Origin of the sequence: Treponema pectinovorum (genome assembly GCF_900497595.1) — a bacterium.
In the GTDB taxonomy this organism is placed as follows: Bacteria; Spirochaetota; Spirochaetia; order Treponematales; family Treponemataceae; genus Treponema_D; species Treponema_D pectinovorum.
Window position 1 is genome coordinate 22765 of sequence record NZ_UFQO01000001.1, and the last position, 17355, is coordinate 40119.

Genomic DNA, 17355 nt, shown 5'->3' on the forward strand with positions numbered 1-17355 from the left:
TGAATATATGATTATCGCCATGGACGGTCCTGCTGGAACTGGAAAATCTACGATTGCAGGTCTTATCGCAAAAAAACTGAACATAACTTATTTGAATAGCGGAAGTTTTTATAGGGCGCTTACTTTAGCGGTTAACGAAGCAAATATCGATTTAAGCGATTCGAATGCTGTTGTCGATTTCTGCAAAAAACAAAATCTTGAATACAAAAATTCGAGGCTTATCCTAAATGGAAAAGATGTAGAGAATTTATTGCATTCAGATTCGGTAAGTGCGAAAGTTGCACAACTTTCTTCTATTGTGGAGATTCGCCATCTTGTAAATCAGCGCATGAGGGAAATCACAAAATCTCTGGATATAGTCTGCGAAGGACGCGATATGACAACAGTCGTTTTTCCAGATGCGCAGTATAAGTTCTATCTTGACGCTTCTATAGATGTTCAAGCTCAGAGAAGATTTGATCAGGGCGTTTCCAATATGACTTTGGAAGAAGTAAAACAGGCGATAATCAAGCGCGATGAAATTGATAAAAACAAAAAAGAAGGTGCTCTCAAGAGAGCTCAAGACGCTTTTTATATAGATACTTCAATCTTGACGATAGAACAGGTTTGTGAGATAATCCTAACTAAAATTCACAATAAAGGGTTTACTATGGAACAGATGGAAGTGGAAAAGGAAGACGCAAAAAGCTCAATCCAAACACAATTAGAGGAGTCTCTTAGGAGTTTTAAAACTCTTGAAGATGGTCAGCTTGTTGAAGGAACTGTAATCGCAGTTACTGACGAACTTGTTTTTATTGATATTGGTGCAAAATCAGAGGGAAAAATCTCTGTTCAAGAATTTGCTGGAAAATTGCCAAAAGTTGGCGATGTTTTAGTTGTGGTGCTTGTAAAACTCAACGGTCGTGGTGGTCCTGAAGTTTCTTACACAAAGGCACAGTCAAAGCAACTTTGGAAAGATTTGAGAAAAGCTGCAGATGAAAAAACTGCTATTGAAGGGAAAATTGAAAAAGAAGTAAAGGGCGGTTTTGATGTAAACCTTGGTGGCGATATTCACGCTTTCCTTCCTATAAGTCAGTCTGACAGCACAAAGGTTGAAGATCCTAAAAAATTGATTGGAACTGTTTCTAAGTTCTATATCGAACGTTTGTATTCTGATAACAAAGCAAATGTTGTTGTAAACCGCAGAAAATATCTCGAAGAAGAGATGAACAAAGCACGCGATGACTTTTTTGCAAAGGCACAAGTTGGTGATAACGTTAAAGGCGTTGTAAAGTCATTTACAAGTTTTGGTGCTTTTATCGACCTAGGCGGATTTGATGGACTTCTTCATATAAATGATATGAGTTGGGGTCATGTAACTCGTCCAAAAGATTTTGTAAAAAAAGGACAGGAAATTGAACTTAAGGTTATCGCTTTAAATCCTGAAGATAAGAGAATAAATCTCTCACTCAAGCATTTTACAGAAGACCCTTGGATGCACTTTGAAGACAAGTATCACGTAGAAAGCATTGTTGAAGGAACTGTTACAAAACTTACTGATTTTGGTGCCTTCATCGAATTGGAAGAAGGAATTGAAGGTCTTGTTCATATTTCAGAATTCAGTTGGACAAAAAAAGTAAACAAAGCGTCTGATATGGTTAAAATCGGCGACAAAGTTAAGTGCATGATTTTGGGATACGATATTCAGGCTGGTAGAGTTTCTTTGGGACTTAAACAGGTTACACCTAATCCTTGGGATACAATTTCTGAAAAATACGTTGTGGATTCTGTCGTTCACGGAAAGATTGTAAAAGTTACAAACGCAGGTGCTTTTGTGGAGCTTGAAGAAGGAATCGACGGCTTTTTGAGAGCTGAAGATATTTCTTGGACAAAGAAAGTAAAACATCCTGGAAGTGAATTAACTGTAGGTCAGGAACTCGATGTAAAGATTCTTGATGTAAATGCAGAACAACATCGTATTACTGTTGGTATAAAACAGCTTACAGATAATCCTTGGAAGGCTTTTGCTGACAAGTATTCTGTTGGCTCAACCCTTGAAGGTGAAGTTACGTCTATAACTGAATTTGGGATTTTTGTAAAAGCTCCTGAAGGAATTGAAGGACTTGTAAACAAATCAAATTTGAGCGATGACAAAGAAGTTCCTTACGAAGAAGCGGTAAAAAAATACAACGTAGGCGATAAAATAAATGTTTATGTTATAGACATAAATGTTGAAAAAGAAAAAGTTGGTTTTTCTGTTAAGGAATTTAAAAAGGCTCAGGCTCGCAAAGAAATTAACCAGTATATGTCTTCTGATAATGGTGGTGGAGCTTATACACTTGGCGATATGCTTAACGACCAGAAGAAAAACTGATAATTTTCGATGAGTGATATGAATTCTCTCAGTTTAGAAAAGCTTAAGACACTCATCGAGATTAACGATCGAATAAATTCCAACTATTCGGACATAAACGCATTGCTGGTTTATATACTTGAATCCGCAATGCGTTTAGTTGAATGCGAAGCTTCATCTATTCTCCTTGTAAACAAAGAAGACGAAACATTGCGCTTTATGGTTGCTTTAGGACCTAAAGGTGTGGAAGCCAAAAATATTTTGGTCGAAAAAAACAGCATTGCTGGCTGGGTAGTCGAAAATAACAAGTATTTGATAGTAAATAATGCCGCGAAAGATCCTCGTTTTTCTAAAACCGTGCAAGATAAAACCGGTTATATTACAAAAACGATGATTGCAATTCCTATGAAAGTTAAGGGAAAGTGCATTGGTGTTATCGAACTCATAAATAAACTAGATGGAAGACTTTTCGATAAAGCTGACCTTGAAATTCTTGAATTGCTTTCTAATCAAGCAGGAATTGCCTATTCAAATGCAGATTCTTTTCGTGCTGCCCAAGATAAAATTTCCATATTACAAAGCAATATTGAAAATGGGATTGACTATCATTCCTTTGTCGCAAAAAGTTCATCAGTTTTGGATTTGTTGCATGTAATTGACGAAGTTGCTCGGGCCAACACTACTATTTTGATAACTGGCGAGAGCGGAGTTGGGAAAGAATTGTTTGCAGAGCAGATACATTTGCGATCAAACAGGAGCGACAAACCTTTTATACGTGTAAATTGTGCAGCACTTTCTCCTTCTCTGCTTGAAAGCGAACTTTTTGGGCATGTAAAAGGCGCTTTTACGGATGCTGTTACAGATAGAAAGGGAAGGTTTGAGGCAGCAGATAAGGGAACTTTATTTCTTGATGAAATTGGAGAACTTCCCATTGAACTGCAATCAAAACTTTTAAGAGTTTTGCAAAGCCGAACTTTTGAAAGAGTTGGTTCGAGTGATTCTATAACGGTTGATGTTCGAATTGTTGTCGCAACGAATCGAAATCTTGAAAAAATGGTGAACGATGGCTCGTTTAGAGCGGATTTATATTATCGCTTAAATGTAATGCCCTTGAATATTCCGCCTTTAAGAGAGCGAAAAGAAGATATACTGCCACTTGCTAAATTTTTTCTTTCAAAATTTGGAATTGAAACAAAAAAGAGTTTTGAAGGATTTTCTTCTGCGGCAGAGAGAATTCTGCTTGAATATTATTGGCCAGGAAATGTCCGTGAACTTGAAAATTCAATAGAACGCGCCTGTGTTTTAGGTATTCCTCCGCTTATACAGGGCGAAGATTTGAGGATAAACTATTTGTCTGCTCAAAATCCTCCTAAAGACAAAGACGAAATCGGCAATAGCTATTCAATTATTGCAGAAGAATTTGCAAATCCTGCTGATGGTGATCGTTCTCTAAAAACTGCAATTACAAAATTTAAAACGGCTTACGTTAAACAGATTTTGAACGAAACTTCATGGAATCAAACAGAAGCGGGTAAAATTTTAGGAATTCAGCGAACTTATGTTTCTCGTTTGTTAAACGAATTGAACATACGCTAAGATGAATATAGAAAAATGAGGTGTTTATTATGAAAAATAATGAATCTACCACTTCGGTAGAAAAAATCAATTTATTTCTTGAAAAAAACGTAAAACTTTTACTTGGATTTATCGCAATCCTTTTGGTTTTTGTTGCTGTAATTGTTGCAGTAAATTTTGTAAAAACTAAATCTATTGAAAAGGGGCTTGCAGGTCTTGATTCGGTTGAATATGTTTTAAGAAAAGATAGCGAATCAATTTCTGAAACAGACTTCGCTTCTCGTCAGGACAAGGCACTTTTGGATTTGGAAGAATTTGCTGGTAAAGGCGGAATTGTAGGCGTTCGAGCTAATATGCTAAAAGGCGAAATTCTCTTTGAGAAAAAAGATTATGAAAAAAGCTTAGCTGCATGGTCAAAAGCTGCGAATTTGAAAAAACAAATTTACACTGCGCCTATCTGCAATTACAATGCTGCGGTTTGCTGTGAAAATTTGGGCGATTTGGACGGTGCAATATCTTATTACAAAAAATCGGTTGAAGCGGAAGATTTTTATCTTGTAGATCATGCTTATTTTAGTTTGGGACGTGTGAACGAAATAAAAGGTCTTTACGATGATGCAAAGGCCGCTTATAAAAAAATTGAAGAGATTCATCCTTCTTCGACTTGGGCAGGCGTTGCTAAGAGTCGCATAATAGCAATAGAATCCTCTTCTAAATAATGTAACTTTTATTAAAAAAAATAGTTAACAATGTATGAAAAAATTCTGGCATTTTTACAAAATATTTTCTTTTATAGGTTTTGTAATGTCAGGATTTTTTTTATTTTCTTGTGGCATGCAAGAGATAATAAATGTAGAACCGCCTGTTACCAGTTATAATTCGTCTTTGTATTCTGGAGATGATTTTACCGATTGGTATTGTGAGTTTGCCACAAAAGAGACTGGACAAGAAAGCTCTTTCAGTGGAACAGAAGTCTATTATAAAATATATAACAATTATAATGATTTAATTTCCCAAAGAAATTCAATTTTAAATGTGAATACTGCTTCGAATAACATTGAAGCGGCAACAAGAATGATAGAAACCCATAAATACCAACCTTTAAAAACTTTTCCAGAAATAAAACAGACGCTTTTTGTTCCTTCTTCAAATAATGATAAAAGAATTGCTTTTAGACCTAAAACGTATAAAGGAAACGAGGATTATGTTGGAGATTCGTTTCAATCGTTTAGAGCGTTTATAAGATTTGGAAACGGTAATGATGATTTTAGAGGATTTGTAAACGGTTACACAGAACCAAGATATTTAAAATACGACAGTGCTTTAAACACCTGGAGTCATTCTGATTCGATTGGTGGGACTTACATAACGGTTAATTATTCGGATATAACACTTGCAGTTCCTGCACGCTACGATGGTAAATCCTTTGATTTTTTCGATGACCAAAATACCAATAACACTAGGAATGTAAAACCAAATGATGGAGATACAGATTATGTTCATAATTCAACGGCTTCAAAAGACGACACTTATTATGTTCAATTTTTTGCCGTAGGAATTGCCTTTGATGGCGAATCGCTTTCTAATACATACAGTTTGGTTTTAGACCTTGGTTCCATGCCTATCATTAAAGATAAATAGGCTAAAAATCGAGTTTTTTTTGCTTCGGGTGGCTTTTTGCTGCATTTCACTTCGTTTCATTTCGCAAAAACCGGGCTTTTCAGGATTCCGCTATCGCTCCATTCCTCCGCTACGCTTCGGAACGGCTTTGCCGTCCTTCCAATCCCTTGCCACTGGAAGCTCGCAGGCAGGTAGTGAGGTTACAAGTAGGCTTGCCACATTTTAAAGCTCAAAATTGACACAATAGAATATTGTAAAAAAAATACTTGCTCCTTTTAGTTCTCCTTTTCATCGCTCAAAAAGTTCCAAATCCTTTTTCGGTCTTCAATTTTATCAATTTTCAAGAAAAACATTCTTGATAGATTTCCAAAATCTCAAAAAAATATATAAATATTACGATTCTGATTTAGATTTGGACTTTTACGATTAAGATAACAATTTTTTTTTACGATTTTTTTTGACAACCAAAAACTTGTGAAATACGATATCTTTAAACACATCTTTATTTTTGGAGGATTTTATGAAAAAAAAGATTATTGTTGTTTCTTTGTTTTTGATTGCTCTATTTGGCGTGTTTGCTGCACGCAAAAATAACAATTCAAAAAAGTATACTTTGAAACTTTCGACACAGCTCAACGAAACATCAATTATGGTTCAAGGATTTAAAGAACTTGCAGAAAATGTAAAAACAAAGTCTAACGGACGTTTAGTAATACAAGTTTATCCTTCTGCTCAGCTTGGTACCGATGAAGACGTTATCGAACAGGCTATACAAGGTGTTAATGTTTGCGTTCTTACCGACGGTGGTCGCATGGGAAATTATGTAAAAGATATCGGTATCATCGGTATGGCATATTTTGCAGACAATTATGATGATGTTTTAAAAGTTACGAAGGGCAAAACTTTTGACGGTTGGGTAAAAAAACTTGCAAGCGAAGACAATATCCAGATACTTTCTTTCAACTGGTATGACGGAGCTCGCTCTTTTTATACACACAAGCCTGTAAATACTCCTGAAGATCTCAAAGGACTTAGAATCCGCACTCCTGGAGCTCCTGCATGGGCAGAAAGCATTGCGGCTCTAGGCGCTACGCCAATCGCAATGCCTTGGAACGATACATACAGTGGAATTCAGTCTAAAGCACTTGACGGATGCGAAGTTCAACTTACATCTGCTGTTCCTGCCAGACTGTATGAAGTTGTAAAATACCTCGATAAAACAGAACACTTCCATCTTATCAACGGTCTTATCGTAGGAACTAAATGGTTTAATACTCTTCCAGACGATTTAAAAGATTTGCTCATAAAAGAGACTCAGGCTGCAGGTGAAAAAAATGCACGTCTAGTTGAATCAAAAGCTGCTGAACTCGAAAAAGAACTTGTTCGTCAGGGCATAACAGTTGTAACCGTTGATAAAGAGCCATTTAAAAAAGCCGCTGATAAAGCATACGATAAACTTGGCTTTACAGCCTTGCGCAAACAAATCTATCAAGAAATCGGAAAATAAGATTTGATAGATTAAAAAAAATCATTTTTACATTTTTAATAATTTAAAAAGTTTGGGACGGTCAAATTATGGCTGTCCCAAACAAACTTTTATAGCATTCTTGTGCGGATGTATTTCGTCTAGCGCAAGTGATTTTTACAAAAAGGAATATATCCGATGAAATATATCGCATTGTGTTATAAAAAATTTACTAAAATCGAAGAGTTTTTGACAAATCTCTTTCTTATAGCGATTACTGCGTTGGTTTTTTTATCCGCGGTAGCAAGAACCTTGCATCATCCGATAAACTGGGCAGTTGATTTTTCGCTTTTGCTTTTTGCATGGGAAGTTTTTTTGGGCGGAGACATTGCTGTTAGAAATACCAAACTGATTGGAGTTGAAATCTTAACCGACAAGTTGCCTGTAAGAATGCAGAAGGCTCTTTCTCTCATATTTTTCTGCCTTATCATTGCATTTTGTCTTTTCCTTACTATTTTCGGAATTAAACTATCAGCAGAAAACACAAAACGACTTTTCCAAGTTTTGCCAATAAGTTACAGCTGGTGTACAGTCTGTGTTCCTGTTGGTTGTTTTTTCATGGCAATCTCATCCTGCATAAAAATTCATGAGATTATAAAAACTCCAGCTTCCGCATGGAGCACAAAAGAGAGGGCAGTTGTATGAGTGGCATGGGAATAGTTGTTATAGCATTTTTGATTTTGCTTTTGTTGGGAATGCCAGTTGCTTTTTCGATTGGTATTTCTGGATTATTGTTTTTCTTAATAACTGAAGGTCTGCCTTATACGATCGTAGTTCAAAAGGCTCTGTCTACGACACAATCGTTTACGATGCTTGCGATTCCGCTTTTTATATTTGCCGGAAATCTAATGAACAATACAGGCATAACAAAGCGCCTTATAAAACTTGCAGATGTTCTAACTGGACACATGTACGGCAACATTGCTCAGGTATCTTGCGTACTTTCCACTCTGATGGGTGGCGTTTCTGGTTCTGCAAATGCCGACGCTGCGATGGAATCTCGCGTTTTAGGTCCAGAAATGATTCGTAGAGGATACGACAGAGGCTGGTCTGCTGCAATAAATGCATGGTCATCTATGATTGTCTGCACAATTCCTCCTTCTATGGGATTTATCATTTACGGTTCCATTGGAGAAGTTTCGATTGGACGCCTCTTTGCCGCTGGAATGATTCCAGGTTTACTGATGATGATATTTTTGATGAGTGCAACTTCGATTTCTGCACACAAAAGAAATTATATTCCAGATAGAAAAAAGCCTGCTTCATTCCGCGAAGTTATGTCTGCTTTAAAGGACGGCATTTGGGCGCTTCTTTTTCCAATTATGCTGATTGTATTCATTCGCTTTGGAATTATGACCCCATCTGAATCTGGAGCTTTTGCCGCAGTTTATGCAATCTTTGTAGGAACAGTAATCTATAGAGAGATGTCTCTTGAGGTTTTGATCAAAACTCTTAAAGACAGTACAAAAGACATTGCAATCGTTACGCTGATTTTGGCATTGAGCGGTATTTTTGGTTACGGTATTGTATACGACAGCATTCCTCAGGCTATGGCATCTGGGCTGCTCGGAATAACTCAAAACTCAACTATAATGCTTCTGATTATAATTGCACTGCTTTTAGTTATGGGAATGTTTATGGAAACCACTGTTATTACATTGCTCATGACACCGATATTGCTTCCTGTTGTAAAGTCGCTTGGAATTGACCCTGTTCACTTTGGAGTAATAATGATGACGGTTACCACTTCTGGAATTAACACTCCACCTGTCGGAACTGCATTGTATACAACTTCTTCGATATTGGGATGTTCCCCAGAAGATACAACAAAAGCATCGCTGCCATTCTTCCTTGCCGTGATAATGGTTGTTATTCTTTTGGTATTCATTCCTCAGATAAGTTTGTGGTTACCAAATTTGATTTTTGGTGTAGTAAAATGATGAAATTAAATGCTATGTAAAAAATATAGTGTTAAAAAGCGAGCCGCACCAAAAACATGGTGCGGTTTTTTTATATAATTAGTTTCTATGATTTTATTATCTGATTTTTATAAAAAAATATTTGGCTGCAAGGTTTATAAAGTTTCTCTTTGTGCAAGTTGTTCCTGCCCTAATCGCGATGGTAGCAAAGGTTTTGGAGGTTGCATTTTTTGCAGTCAAAAGGGGAGTGGAGATTTTATCGCAAAGTCAAAATCCATAAGCGAGCAATTTATTAACGGAAAATCACTCGTTGAAAAAAAAGCAAAAGGAAGAAGTGTCAGTAATCGAGTTTTGTATTTGCCGTATTTTCAAAGTTTTTCTTCTACCTATGGCGATTTTGAAATATTAAAGAGTGAATTTTTAGAAGCACTTTCAATGGATGGAGTTGCAGGACTTGCGATTGCAACCAGAGCAGATTGCCTTGGCGAGCGATTTATAGATTTTTTTAGCGAGATAAGTGAAAAATATTTTTTACAGATAGAACTGGGGCTTCAAACTTCAAATGAAAAAACAGGAAATGTTATAAACCGCTGCTATACAGATAGGGATTACGAAAATGCGATTGCTCTTTTACAAAATAGACTGCCTTCTGCACATATAGTAACACATTTAATTTTTGGGCTTCCAAATGAAAATATAGAAGATATGATTGATTCTGTGCGTTTTGTCTGCAAGGTGAACAATCGTAAAAGCGATAAAAAATTTTTTGGAATAAAGATTACAAATCTCTATGTTTTAAAAGATACCGCTTTAGAAAAGCTGTTTTTAGAAAAACATTTTGAATGTTTAACACAAGACGAATATTTTTATGCCTTGCAAAAGGCTTTAAAACTTTTGCCAGAAAATGCGGTTTTGCACAGATTTACAGGCGATCCGCCAAAAAAAATTGCACTTGCACCAGAATGGGCGTTAAACAAGAGAAAAGTGTTAAACGAGGCAAAAAAACTTTTTATGGAACAATAATACCTACGCCGTGGTGGAAGGGCGCGTAGCGTTGGCGTAGCCAATGTAGCGATAGCGGAACCCTGGAACTGCGGTCGAGACCATAAATTTTCGTCCTTAGTTTTATAAAAAATGACAATATTATCCAAAATATTTTTTGAGCGTAAACCGTGAAATTACATTATCATATAGAAGAAGGTAATAAGGCTTTGCATAAAATTTTGTCAAAGTTTATTGCGAGTTTGCGTTGCAAACTTTTTTAATGCCGCTTTAGCATTTGTGTTGGCGGCTTGCTAAAAACTCTCATCGCAAGTTGTGTCTTGTTAATTGAGTTTTTGTGGGGGTAATTTTTATGTCACTTTCGATTTTGCTGTTGTTCGCTTCGATTCTTGCCATTTGTTATGCAGCATTCAACTTCTTTAAAGTTAAAAAACTTGAAGAAGGCAACCCGTTGATGCAAAAAATTGCATCGTACATCCGTGGCGGTGCTAACACTTTTATGAATATTGAGTACAAAGTGCTTTCGATTGTTGTAATTGTTGTTGCTGCTATAGTATGGCTTAGTTTGGATTGGTATGTTGCGGTAGCTCTCCTTATTGGCTCCTTTATGTCTGCTACTGCTGGCCTTGTTGGAATGAAGATTGCAACTTATGCAAATGTCCGCGTAACGAACGAAGCAAATACGACTAAAAATATTGGAAAGACTTTAAAAGTTGCATTTCGTGGTGGCTCTGTTATGGGTCTTTGTGTTGCAGGCTTTGCTCTTTTTGGATTGGTAATCGTATACATTGTTTTTGGAAGACTCTTGGGCTGGGTCGAAAGCATGGATGTTGCAAAGTGCTGGCTCACTAAGATTGAAATTATACGATTCCCTAATGCTCTGTCTGGTTATGCTTTGGGATGCTCCCTTGTTGCTATGTTTAACCGTGTTGGAGGCGGCATATACACAAAAGCCGCTGATATGGGTGCAGACCTTGTCGGAAAAACAGAAGTACACATTCCAGAAGACGACCCTAGAAATCCCGCGACCATTGCAGACAATGTCGGCGATAATGTTGGCGATGTTGCAGGTTTAGGCTCTGACCTTTTGGAATCTTATGTTGCTTCCATAGTTGCCGCAATCGCACTTGGCTACAATATCATAAAGCATGCTAATGTTGCAGAACGCTCATTGACTGCTTTATATACTTTCCCTCTCGCATTTGCTGCTATTGGTCTTATAGCTTGCGTTTTAGGAGTAGCTTCTCTTTTGGTTAGAGATCTTTCAAAATCAAAAAAAGTTCACGCTCAATTAAATGGAGCTACATGGTTCGGAGCTGGAGTTACCTTTGTTGCAGGTTTTGCACTTTCTATATACCTTTTTAAAGATGTAGAGCTTACAAATCTTGGCTTTAGACTTGGTGCTGCTTCTCCTTGGGTTGGTGCTGCTGTAGGAATTGTTGCAGGAATTTTGATTGGAATTTTTGCTGAATACTACACTTCTTCGGATTACATGCCAACAAAAATTTTGGCAGAAGCGTCTAAGGAAGGGCCTGCTCTTACAATAACAACAGGGCTTGCCCTCGGAATGAGAAGTTGCATGGCTCCTTGTATGATATTGGGGCTTGGAATAATAGTTTCTTATTATCTTTCTGGACTTTACGGCGTTGCAATGTCTGCAATGGGAATGCTCTCTTTTGTTGCTCTTACAGTTTCTGTAGACACTTACGGACCGATTTCCGATAACGCAGGTGGAATTGCAGAAATGTCGGAACTTCCACAAGATGTTCGCAATATAACAGATACTTTGGATGCAGTTGGAAATACAACAGCAGCAATTGGCAAAGGATTTGCGATAGGCTCGGGAGGACTTGCAGCTCTTGCATTGATGCTTTCTTATATGTATTCGCTTCCTGGAGAATCCATAGTAAACGGATTGCCAACTTTGAACATAATGGAACCAATGACCTTAGCAGGTGCAATCGTTGGAGGCGCGCTTCCGTTCTTGTTCTCTGGAATGCTCATAGACGCAGTTGCAGTTGCAGCAAGAAAAATGGTAGATGAAGTCAGAAGGCAGTTTAAAGAACATCCAGGAATTCTTGAAAAGAAAGAAGACCCTGACCACAACCAATGTATAAAGATTTCTACAGAAGGTGCAATAAATCAGATGAAAGTTCCAGCATTGATGGCAGTTGTAATACCAGTTGTATGCGGACTCTTGTTTGGAGCGCATTTTGTCGGCGGAATTTTAATCGGTTCAACAATCTGTTCAATAATGATAGCCGTTTTTACAGGAAACGCAGGCGGTGCTTGGGATAACGGAAAAAAATACATAGAGCAGGGCGGAATTCCAGGAACAGGCAAAGGTACAGCCGTACATGATGCAGCAATCGTAGGCGACACCGTAGGCGACCCGCTAAAAGACACAGTAGGACCTTGCATGGACATATTCATCAAGATAATGTCAACTGTATCTTTGGTTGCAGTAAGCGTATTTGCAGAATACAACCTTTGGTCGTTCATCTTTAACTAAAATCGAAAAATGTTTAATGATTTGCGAAGAAGCGATAATTTTTGCTCCTTCGCATTTTTTTTGCTTAATATAGGAGGGAAAAGCCTTCCCCTGCGGCTGCACTTCGTTGCATCCTACCCCTTCTCCTAGGGGCACAGCCCCTAAAACCTTGTAGTGTTAACGCTGGATGAAAAACTATAAAATTCTGCAAGTTTTAAAAGAAATGTGGAGCATTATTATTTACAAGTTGCTCATAAAAAAAGAGTAGTTCCCAAAATATTGCTTAATTGAACTACTCTTTTATTTTAGAATAAACTTATGTATCCCTTTCTTATGGCAAAATCCAACATTTGAGGTAAAGCCTCAACTGGAAATTCTCCACCTCGTGTAGGTTTCCCATTGATGTCAAACCATGTATACTTTATCGATTTTTTAGAACTATCCCAACTAGCTTGACCTAATCGAATTTCACAATCTGAATCATTTTTGGCTTTTTCAATATGTTCAACTTTCATTATTTTTTTCCTCTTACATAAGCGATGACATCATCCCAAGTATCAATATATGTCATATCAGGATTATTTTCATCTTTTGTTGCATCGGCATATATAAAAGGAAATCCTTGGTAAAAAAATGAACGTACCTCCTTAAATCCAGCTTCTCCAATAAAGCGTTCCTCCTTTGTATTTAACGAAAGCAATGAGGTGCTAAGTCTTTCTTCTGGAATTTTCTCTGAATAATCAACGATTATACAAGATTGTTCTCCAATGATTGCATAACGATAAACTGGTTTTTTTGCAAAACAAAGCAAAGTACAAAATAAAATTAAAACAGCCATTAAAGATAATTTCTTCATAATAAAATACTCCCTAAATTTTTTCTCTTAATAATCAATTTAATCTTATTTATTGCTAAAATATTTTTTTTGAAATTTTTCATCACTCATGCAAAGTATTTGTATACCTTCAATAAGTGCAATAATTGCAGGAATCAAAGTCCAACAGAATAGTAGGTAAAGAATTCCTTTGCCAGTTTGACCAAAATAGAACTTGTGAATCCCAATATCTCCAAGCAATATAGCAAGAACACCTGCGACAGTTTTATCTTTATCTGAGTTTATATTTGTTAATGTTGATGAATCAGAATTCATTTGTCTAACACCGCATTTTGGACATATTTCAGCTTGTTTTGAAATTTTTGCCCCACAATCCTTACAAAATTTTGTTTCTACAATTTGCGTTTGGCGAACGCCACATTTTGGACATATCTCTGCATTTACAGAAATTTCTTCACTGCATTCAATACATTTTTTTGTTTCTGACATAAAATCCTCCTTCGATTTTTTTTTAAGAAAATATGCTGGAAGATTTTCCTTATTCACAATAAGTAACGTAAGCCATCAACCTAACTTTTTTTAAGCTGTCGGCGTGCTCATTTAGCTGCACTCTCTGCTTTCGGCTTTCGTCAAATTGACAATCATCTGTTTAAAATAAAAAAAACTCACCCAAAATGAGTGAGTTTATCGGGATGACAGGGATCGAACCTGCGACATCTTGGTCCCAAACCAAGCGCGCTACCAGCTGCGCTACATCCCGTAACAATGGACGGTGAGAGACTCGAACTCCCGACAATCTGGGTGTAAACCAGGGGCTCTACCAACTGAGCTAACCGTCCGTTTTGTGCTTTCTAAAAAAAATATGGGCAGTGAGAGACTCGAACTCCCGACAATCTGGGTGTAAACCAGGGGCTCTACCAACTGAGCTAACTGCCCATTTTCTTGTCAAGCGACTCGGTAAATATACCAAATTGAAAGTTTTTGTTCAATAGTTTTTCTTTCAATATTGTATATTTTTTATTATATTATCGCTCTGTCCATTTCGTTTTGAATTTCGCTCTTGAACATAACCAAATTTTTTATCTTCATAGAAAAAGATGAATCCAGTTTTGTTCGTTCAATAGCTTCTGAAACTATAGAAACATCAAAAGAACAGGTTACAGATTCATAACCAGTGCAAGAAACTTCAACCGTAAATGAAAACTTTTTTGTTTCGTCCTCTTTTTCTGCTATAACAGCTTTTGGCCAGAAACTATAGGTCCCATTTGTGCTGTGGTAGGTTTGTGTTGGATTGTGCCAAGTTGCATCCGCCATTTCAACTATTTTTCCGTCTTGTTTTAGATAGATTGTGACATCTGTAAGTGGTTCAAATGTACTTCCATCCAATACTGTTCCTTGTATCATAGGAAAATTAAAACGTGGCAATTTACTGTTCGAATTTGCCTTATTTTCTCTAGGTTCAATATGGAAAGGGCGTTTTGTCGTACTTACAATTCGTATGCCTTCCATTCCAATCGAATCTATATCAGCCTTTATCTGTGGAGATTCAAGCTCGTCGTTTGTATGCAACGCACCCCTGCCACTTACGACATATTTTGGCGGTATACGATTTAAAACATAACTTATTGCATCCAAGCGGCAATTTTCACAATCGCAAGTGAGCCAAGTTGCATTGACCTGTTTTACCTGCTCGTAAAGATCGTTTACGCGATTTATTACAACTTCTTCCATCAAATTATGTATATTCATTTTTCAACCCTCTCTTTTATATCAAGGTTGACTAATTATAAATCATAAAAATGAGGAACGCAAATGAAGTTTTTTTTATTGATTTAATTTCCACCTTTTCTCGTGTAAGCAGCAAGTCCGCCAGCCATCAAAATCTGTGCAGAACGCGATGCTATATCGTTTACGCACTCAATTTCAGTTTTTCCGTTTATTAAAACTTTAAATGGTGTTCCATTCATCAAAGAGTTGTCTAAATCTTTAAGTTCTAGCGTATCTCCTTGATTTATCCTGTCGTAATCTGTTGGATTTTTAAATGTCATAGGAATTATTCCATAGTTGATAAGATTTGCTTTGTGGATTCTTGCAAATGACTTTGTAATAACTGCCCTAACACCCAAATACATAGGACCTAAGGCTGCATGCTCGCGGCTTGAACCCTGCCCGTAATTTTCGCCCCCAACTACACAGCAGTCTGCAAAATTTTCCTGCTCGCTTCTTGTGTAGAAAGTTTCATCAAGTCTTGTGAGTGTAAATTTTGAAATTTCAGGAATATTCGACCTCAATGGAAGAACTTTTGCTCCTGCTGGCATTATGTCGTCTGTAGATACATTGTCCTGCGCTTTTAAACGAACAGGAAGGTTTAAATTTGACTTATATTCGCGGCAAGGCGGACAAGGCTTTATATTAGGACCTCGAATTATTTCAATATCTTTTGCTTTTTCTTGTTCAAGTGGAGGAACAATCATGCCGTGGTTTGTAGTGCAAGATAAAATCATTGATTTGGAAAGCCTTGAGTCTTTGCCTTCGAGCATAGAAACTCTAACTTCTTTTGTGTATGCAGGATCTTCATAGTCCAAAGTTTTAGCTTCCGTAAATACGCCTGTAATCGATGCTGCTGCCGCAGTTTCTGGCGAAACCAGATAAACGTCTGCATCTGCTGTTCCAGAACGACCTTTAAAGTTTCTGTTGAAAGTTCTTAAGGTAACACCTTTTGAATTTGGAGCAAATCCCTGTCCTAAGCATGGACCACAGGCGCTTTCCAAAATGCGAAAGCCTGCTTCTATTAAAGTTTCAAGGATTCCGGATTTGCTTGCCATTAAAAGAGTAGTTCTGCTTCCTGGAGCGATTCCTGCTTCAACACCTGGAGCCACATGATGACCTTTTACTATTGCGGCGACACTTTCTAAATCGTCCAAAGAAGAATTTGTGCACGAGCCTATTACAACTTGGGTAACTTTTTTCCCAGAAAGATTTTTTACAGAATCTATTACATCTGGATTATGAGGACAAGCTGCAAGTGCTTCTAATTCATCTAAATTGATTTCGATAGTCTTATCATAGACTGCACCTTCATCTGCCTTTTGCTCGCTCCAATCTTGAACGCGACCCATGGACTCAAGAAAGTTTTTTGTCTTTTCGTCTGATGGGAATATTGAACAGGTTGCTCCCAATTCTGCACCCATGTTTGTTATTGTTGCTCTTTGAGGAACTGTTAAAGAAGCGACTCCTTCACCAAAATATTCATAGATTGCACCGGTTCCGCCCTTTACGGTTTCTCGTCTCAAAACTTCTAGGATTATATCTTTTGCACTAACGCCTCTTTTTAATTTGCCAGTTAATTTTACGCCAAAAATTTTAGGCATGGGAGTGTGGAACGCTCCTCCACCCATGGCAACTGCAACATCAAGACCGCCTGCGCCAATCGCAATCATTCCGATTCCACCACCTGTTGGAGTGTGGCTGTCTGAACCGAGGAGAGTTTTTCCAGGTTTGCCGAAAAATTCTAGATGAACCTGATGGCAAATTCCGTTTCCAGGACGAGAAAAATAAAGACCGTATTTTTGTGCAACGGATTGAAGATACCTGTGATCGTCCATATTTTTAAAATCTGTTTGAAGAGTGTTGTGGTCAATGTAAGAAACCGAAAGTTCTGTTTTTACGCGAGGAATTCCTATCGTTTCAAATTGAAGATATGCCATAGTGCCAGTTGCATCTTGTGTTAAAGTTTGGTCAATTTTTAAGGCGATATCTTCCCCACGCGGAATTTGCATTCCTTTTTTAAAGTTTATATTTGGGCAGGCAGCAGCGACAATGTGCTCTTGAATGATTTTTTCAGAAAGTGTAAGTGCCATAAATGTACCTCGTTTAGCATTTTATCGATTGGAAATATCTACAAAAGTATATTGATTTAAATCTGGGTTTTCAAGTTGGAGAAAAAAATTGCAGTTATAAGAGAAATTGTATGCGTTGGCGGAGATTTTTAGCGTTAGGCTATGGAGCCACGCCAAAGGCGGCCACCGCAGCAAACGGACGTTAGCGAGGAGGCTG

At 37.4% G+C, this 17355-nt stretch carries 14 protein-coding genes and 3 tRNA genes; 9 read left to right on the forward strand and 8 right to left on the reverse strand.

The features are described from left to right. The first annotated feature begins 7 nt into the window (after positions 1 to 7). From rpsA to FXX65_RS00155, 9 genes are all read left to right on the forward strand, one after another. Positions 8 to 2353, forward strand: a complete 2346-nt coding sequence (gene rpsA, locus FXX65_RS00115) for a 30S ribosomal protein S1 (RefSeq protein WP_147614568.1) — start codon at positions 8 to 10, stop codon at positions 2351 to 2353. Positions 2354 to 2362: 9 nt separating this feature from the next. Continuing rightward, a complete protein-coding gene (locus FXX65_RS00120; protein WP_147614569.1) occupies positions 2363 to 3928 on the forward strand; it encodes a sigma-54 interaction domain-containing protein in 1566 nt (521 codons plus the stop codon). A gap of 29 nt (positions 3929 to 3957) precedes the next feature. Next, on the forward strand, positions 3958 to 4626 hold the full coding sequence (locus tag FXX65_RS00125) for a tetratricopeptide repeat protein (RefSeq protein WP_147614570.1): 669 nt from the start codon (positions 3958 to 3960) through the stop codon (positions 4624 to 4626). A gap of 34 nt (positions 4627 to 4660) precedes the next feature. Continuing rightward, positions 4661 to 5548, forward strand: a complete 888-nt coding sequence (locus FXX65_RS00130) for a hypothetical protein (protein ID WP_147614571.1) — start codon at positions 4661 to 4663, stop codon at positions 5546 to 5548. Positions 5549 to 6047: 499 nt separating this feature from the next. Then, positions 6048 to 7034, forward strand: coding sequence for a C4-dicarboxylate TRAP transporter substrate-binding protein (locus tag FXX65_RS00135; protein WP_147614572.1), 987 nt, complete (start codon positions 6048 to 6050; stop codon positions 7032 to 7034). Positions 7035 to 7190: 156 nt separating this feature from the next. Then, positions 7191 to 7697 carry a TRAP transporter small permease gene (locus tag FXX65_RS00140; protein WP_147614573.1) on the forward strand — a complete coding sequence of 169 codons (507 nt, stop codon included), beginning with the start codon at positions 7191 to 7193 and terminating at the stop codon, positions 7695 to 7697. Beyond that, the gene (locus tag FXX65_RS00145; RefSeq protein ID WP_456293458.1) at positions 7694 to 8992 is read left to right on the forward strand and encodes a TRAP transporter large permease; all 1299 of its coding nucleotides are present in this window, start codon (positions 7694 to 7696) and stop codon (positions 8990 to 8992) included. Before FXX65_RS00140 ends, FXX65_RS00145 begins: the two co-directional genes overlap by 4 nt. An 87-nt stretch (positions 8993 to 9079) precedes the next feature. Continuing rightward, on the forward strand, positions 9080 to 9994 hold the full coding sequence (locus tag FXX65_RS00150) for a TIGR01212 family radical SAM protein (RefSeq protein ID WP_147614574.1): 915 nt from the start codon (positions 9080 to 9082) through the stop codon (positions 9992 to 9994). Between the two features lie 331 nt (positions 9995 to 10325). Continuing rightward, positions 10326 to 12485: a sodium-translocating pyrophosphatase gene (locus FXX65_RS00155; protein WP_147614575.1), complete on the forward strand. Its 2160-nt coding sequence runs from the start codon at positions 10326 to 10328 to the stop codon at positions 12483 to 12485. A 284-nt stretch (positions 12486 to 12769) separates the two neighbouring features. Here FXX65_RS00155 and FXX65_RS00160 read toward each other — a convergent pair whose 3' ends face one another. The 8 genes from FXX65_RS00160 to FXX65_RS00195 all read right to left on the reverse strand — a co-directional run bounded on the left by FXX65_RS00160 (position 12770) and on the right by FXX65_RS00195 (position 17159). Next, on the reverse strand, positions 12770 to 12979 hold the full coding sequence (locus tag FXX65_RS00160; protein WP_147612681.1) for a hypothetical protein: 210 nt from the start codon (positions 12977 to 12979) through the stop codon (positions 12770 to 12772). Next, positions 12979 to 13320: a hypothetical protein gene (locus FXX65_RS00165; protein WP_147614576.1), complete on the reverse strand. Its 342-nt coding sequence runs from the start codon at positions 13318 to 13320 to the stop codon at positions 12979 to 12981. Before FXX65_RS00165 ends, FXX65_RS00160 begins: the two co-directional genes overlap by 1 nt. Positions 13321 to 13365: 45 nt before the next feature. Beyond that, positions 13366 to 13788, reverse strand: a complete 423-nt coding sequence (locus FXX65_RS00170) for a TM2 domain-containing protein (RefSeq protein ID WP_147614577.1) — start codon at positions 13786 to 13788, stop codon at positions 13366 to 13368. Positions 13789 to 13986: 198 nt separating this feature from the next. Further along, a tRNA-Pro gene (locus FXX65_RS00175) sits at positions 13987 to 14059 on the reverse strand. 6 nt (positions 14060 to 14065) lie between these two features. Beyond that, positions 14066 to 14138, reverse strand: a tRNA-Val gene (locus tag FXX65_RS00180). 24 nt (positions 14139 to 14162) lie between these two features. After that, positions 14163 to 14235, reverse strand: a tRNA-Val gene (locus tag FXX65_RS00185). An 84-nt stretch (positions 14236 to 14319) separates the two neighbouring features. Further along, positions 14320 to 15048, reverse strand: a complete 729-nt coding sequence (locus FXX65_RS00190; protein WP_147612678.1) for a late competence development ComFB family protein — start codon at positions 15046 to 15048, stop codon at positions 14320 to 14322. 83 nt (positions 15049 to 15131) lie between these two features. Beyond that, on the reverse strand, positions 15132 to 17159 hold the full coding sequence (locus FXX65_RS00195) for an aconitate hydratase (protein ID WP_147614578.1): 2028 nt from the start codon (positions 17157 to 17159) through the stop codon (positions 15132 to 15134). Positions 17160 to 17355: the final 196 nt, after the last annotated feature.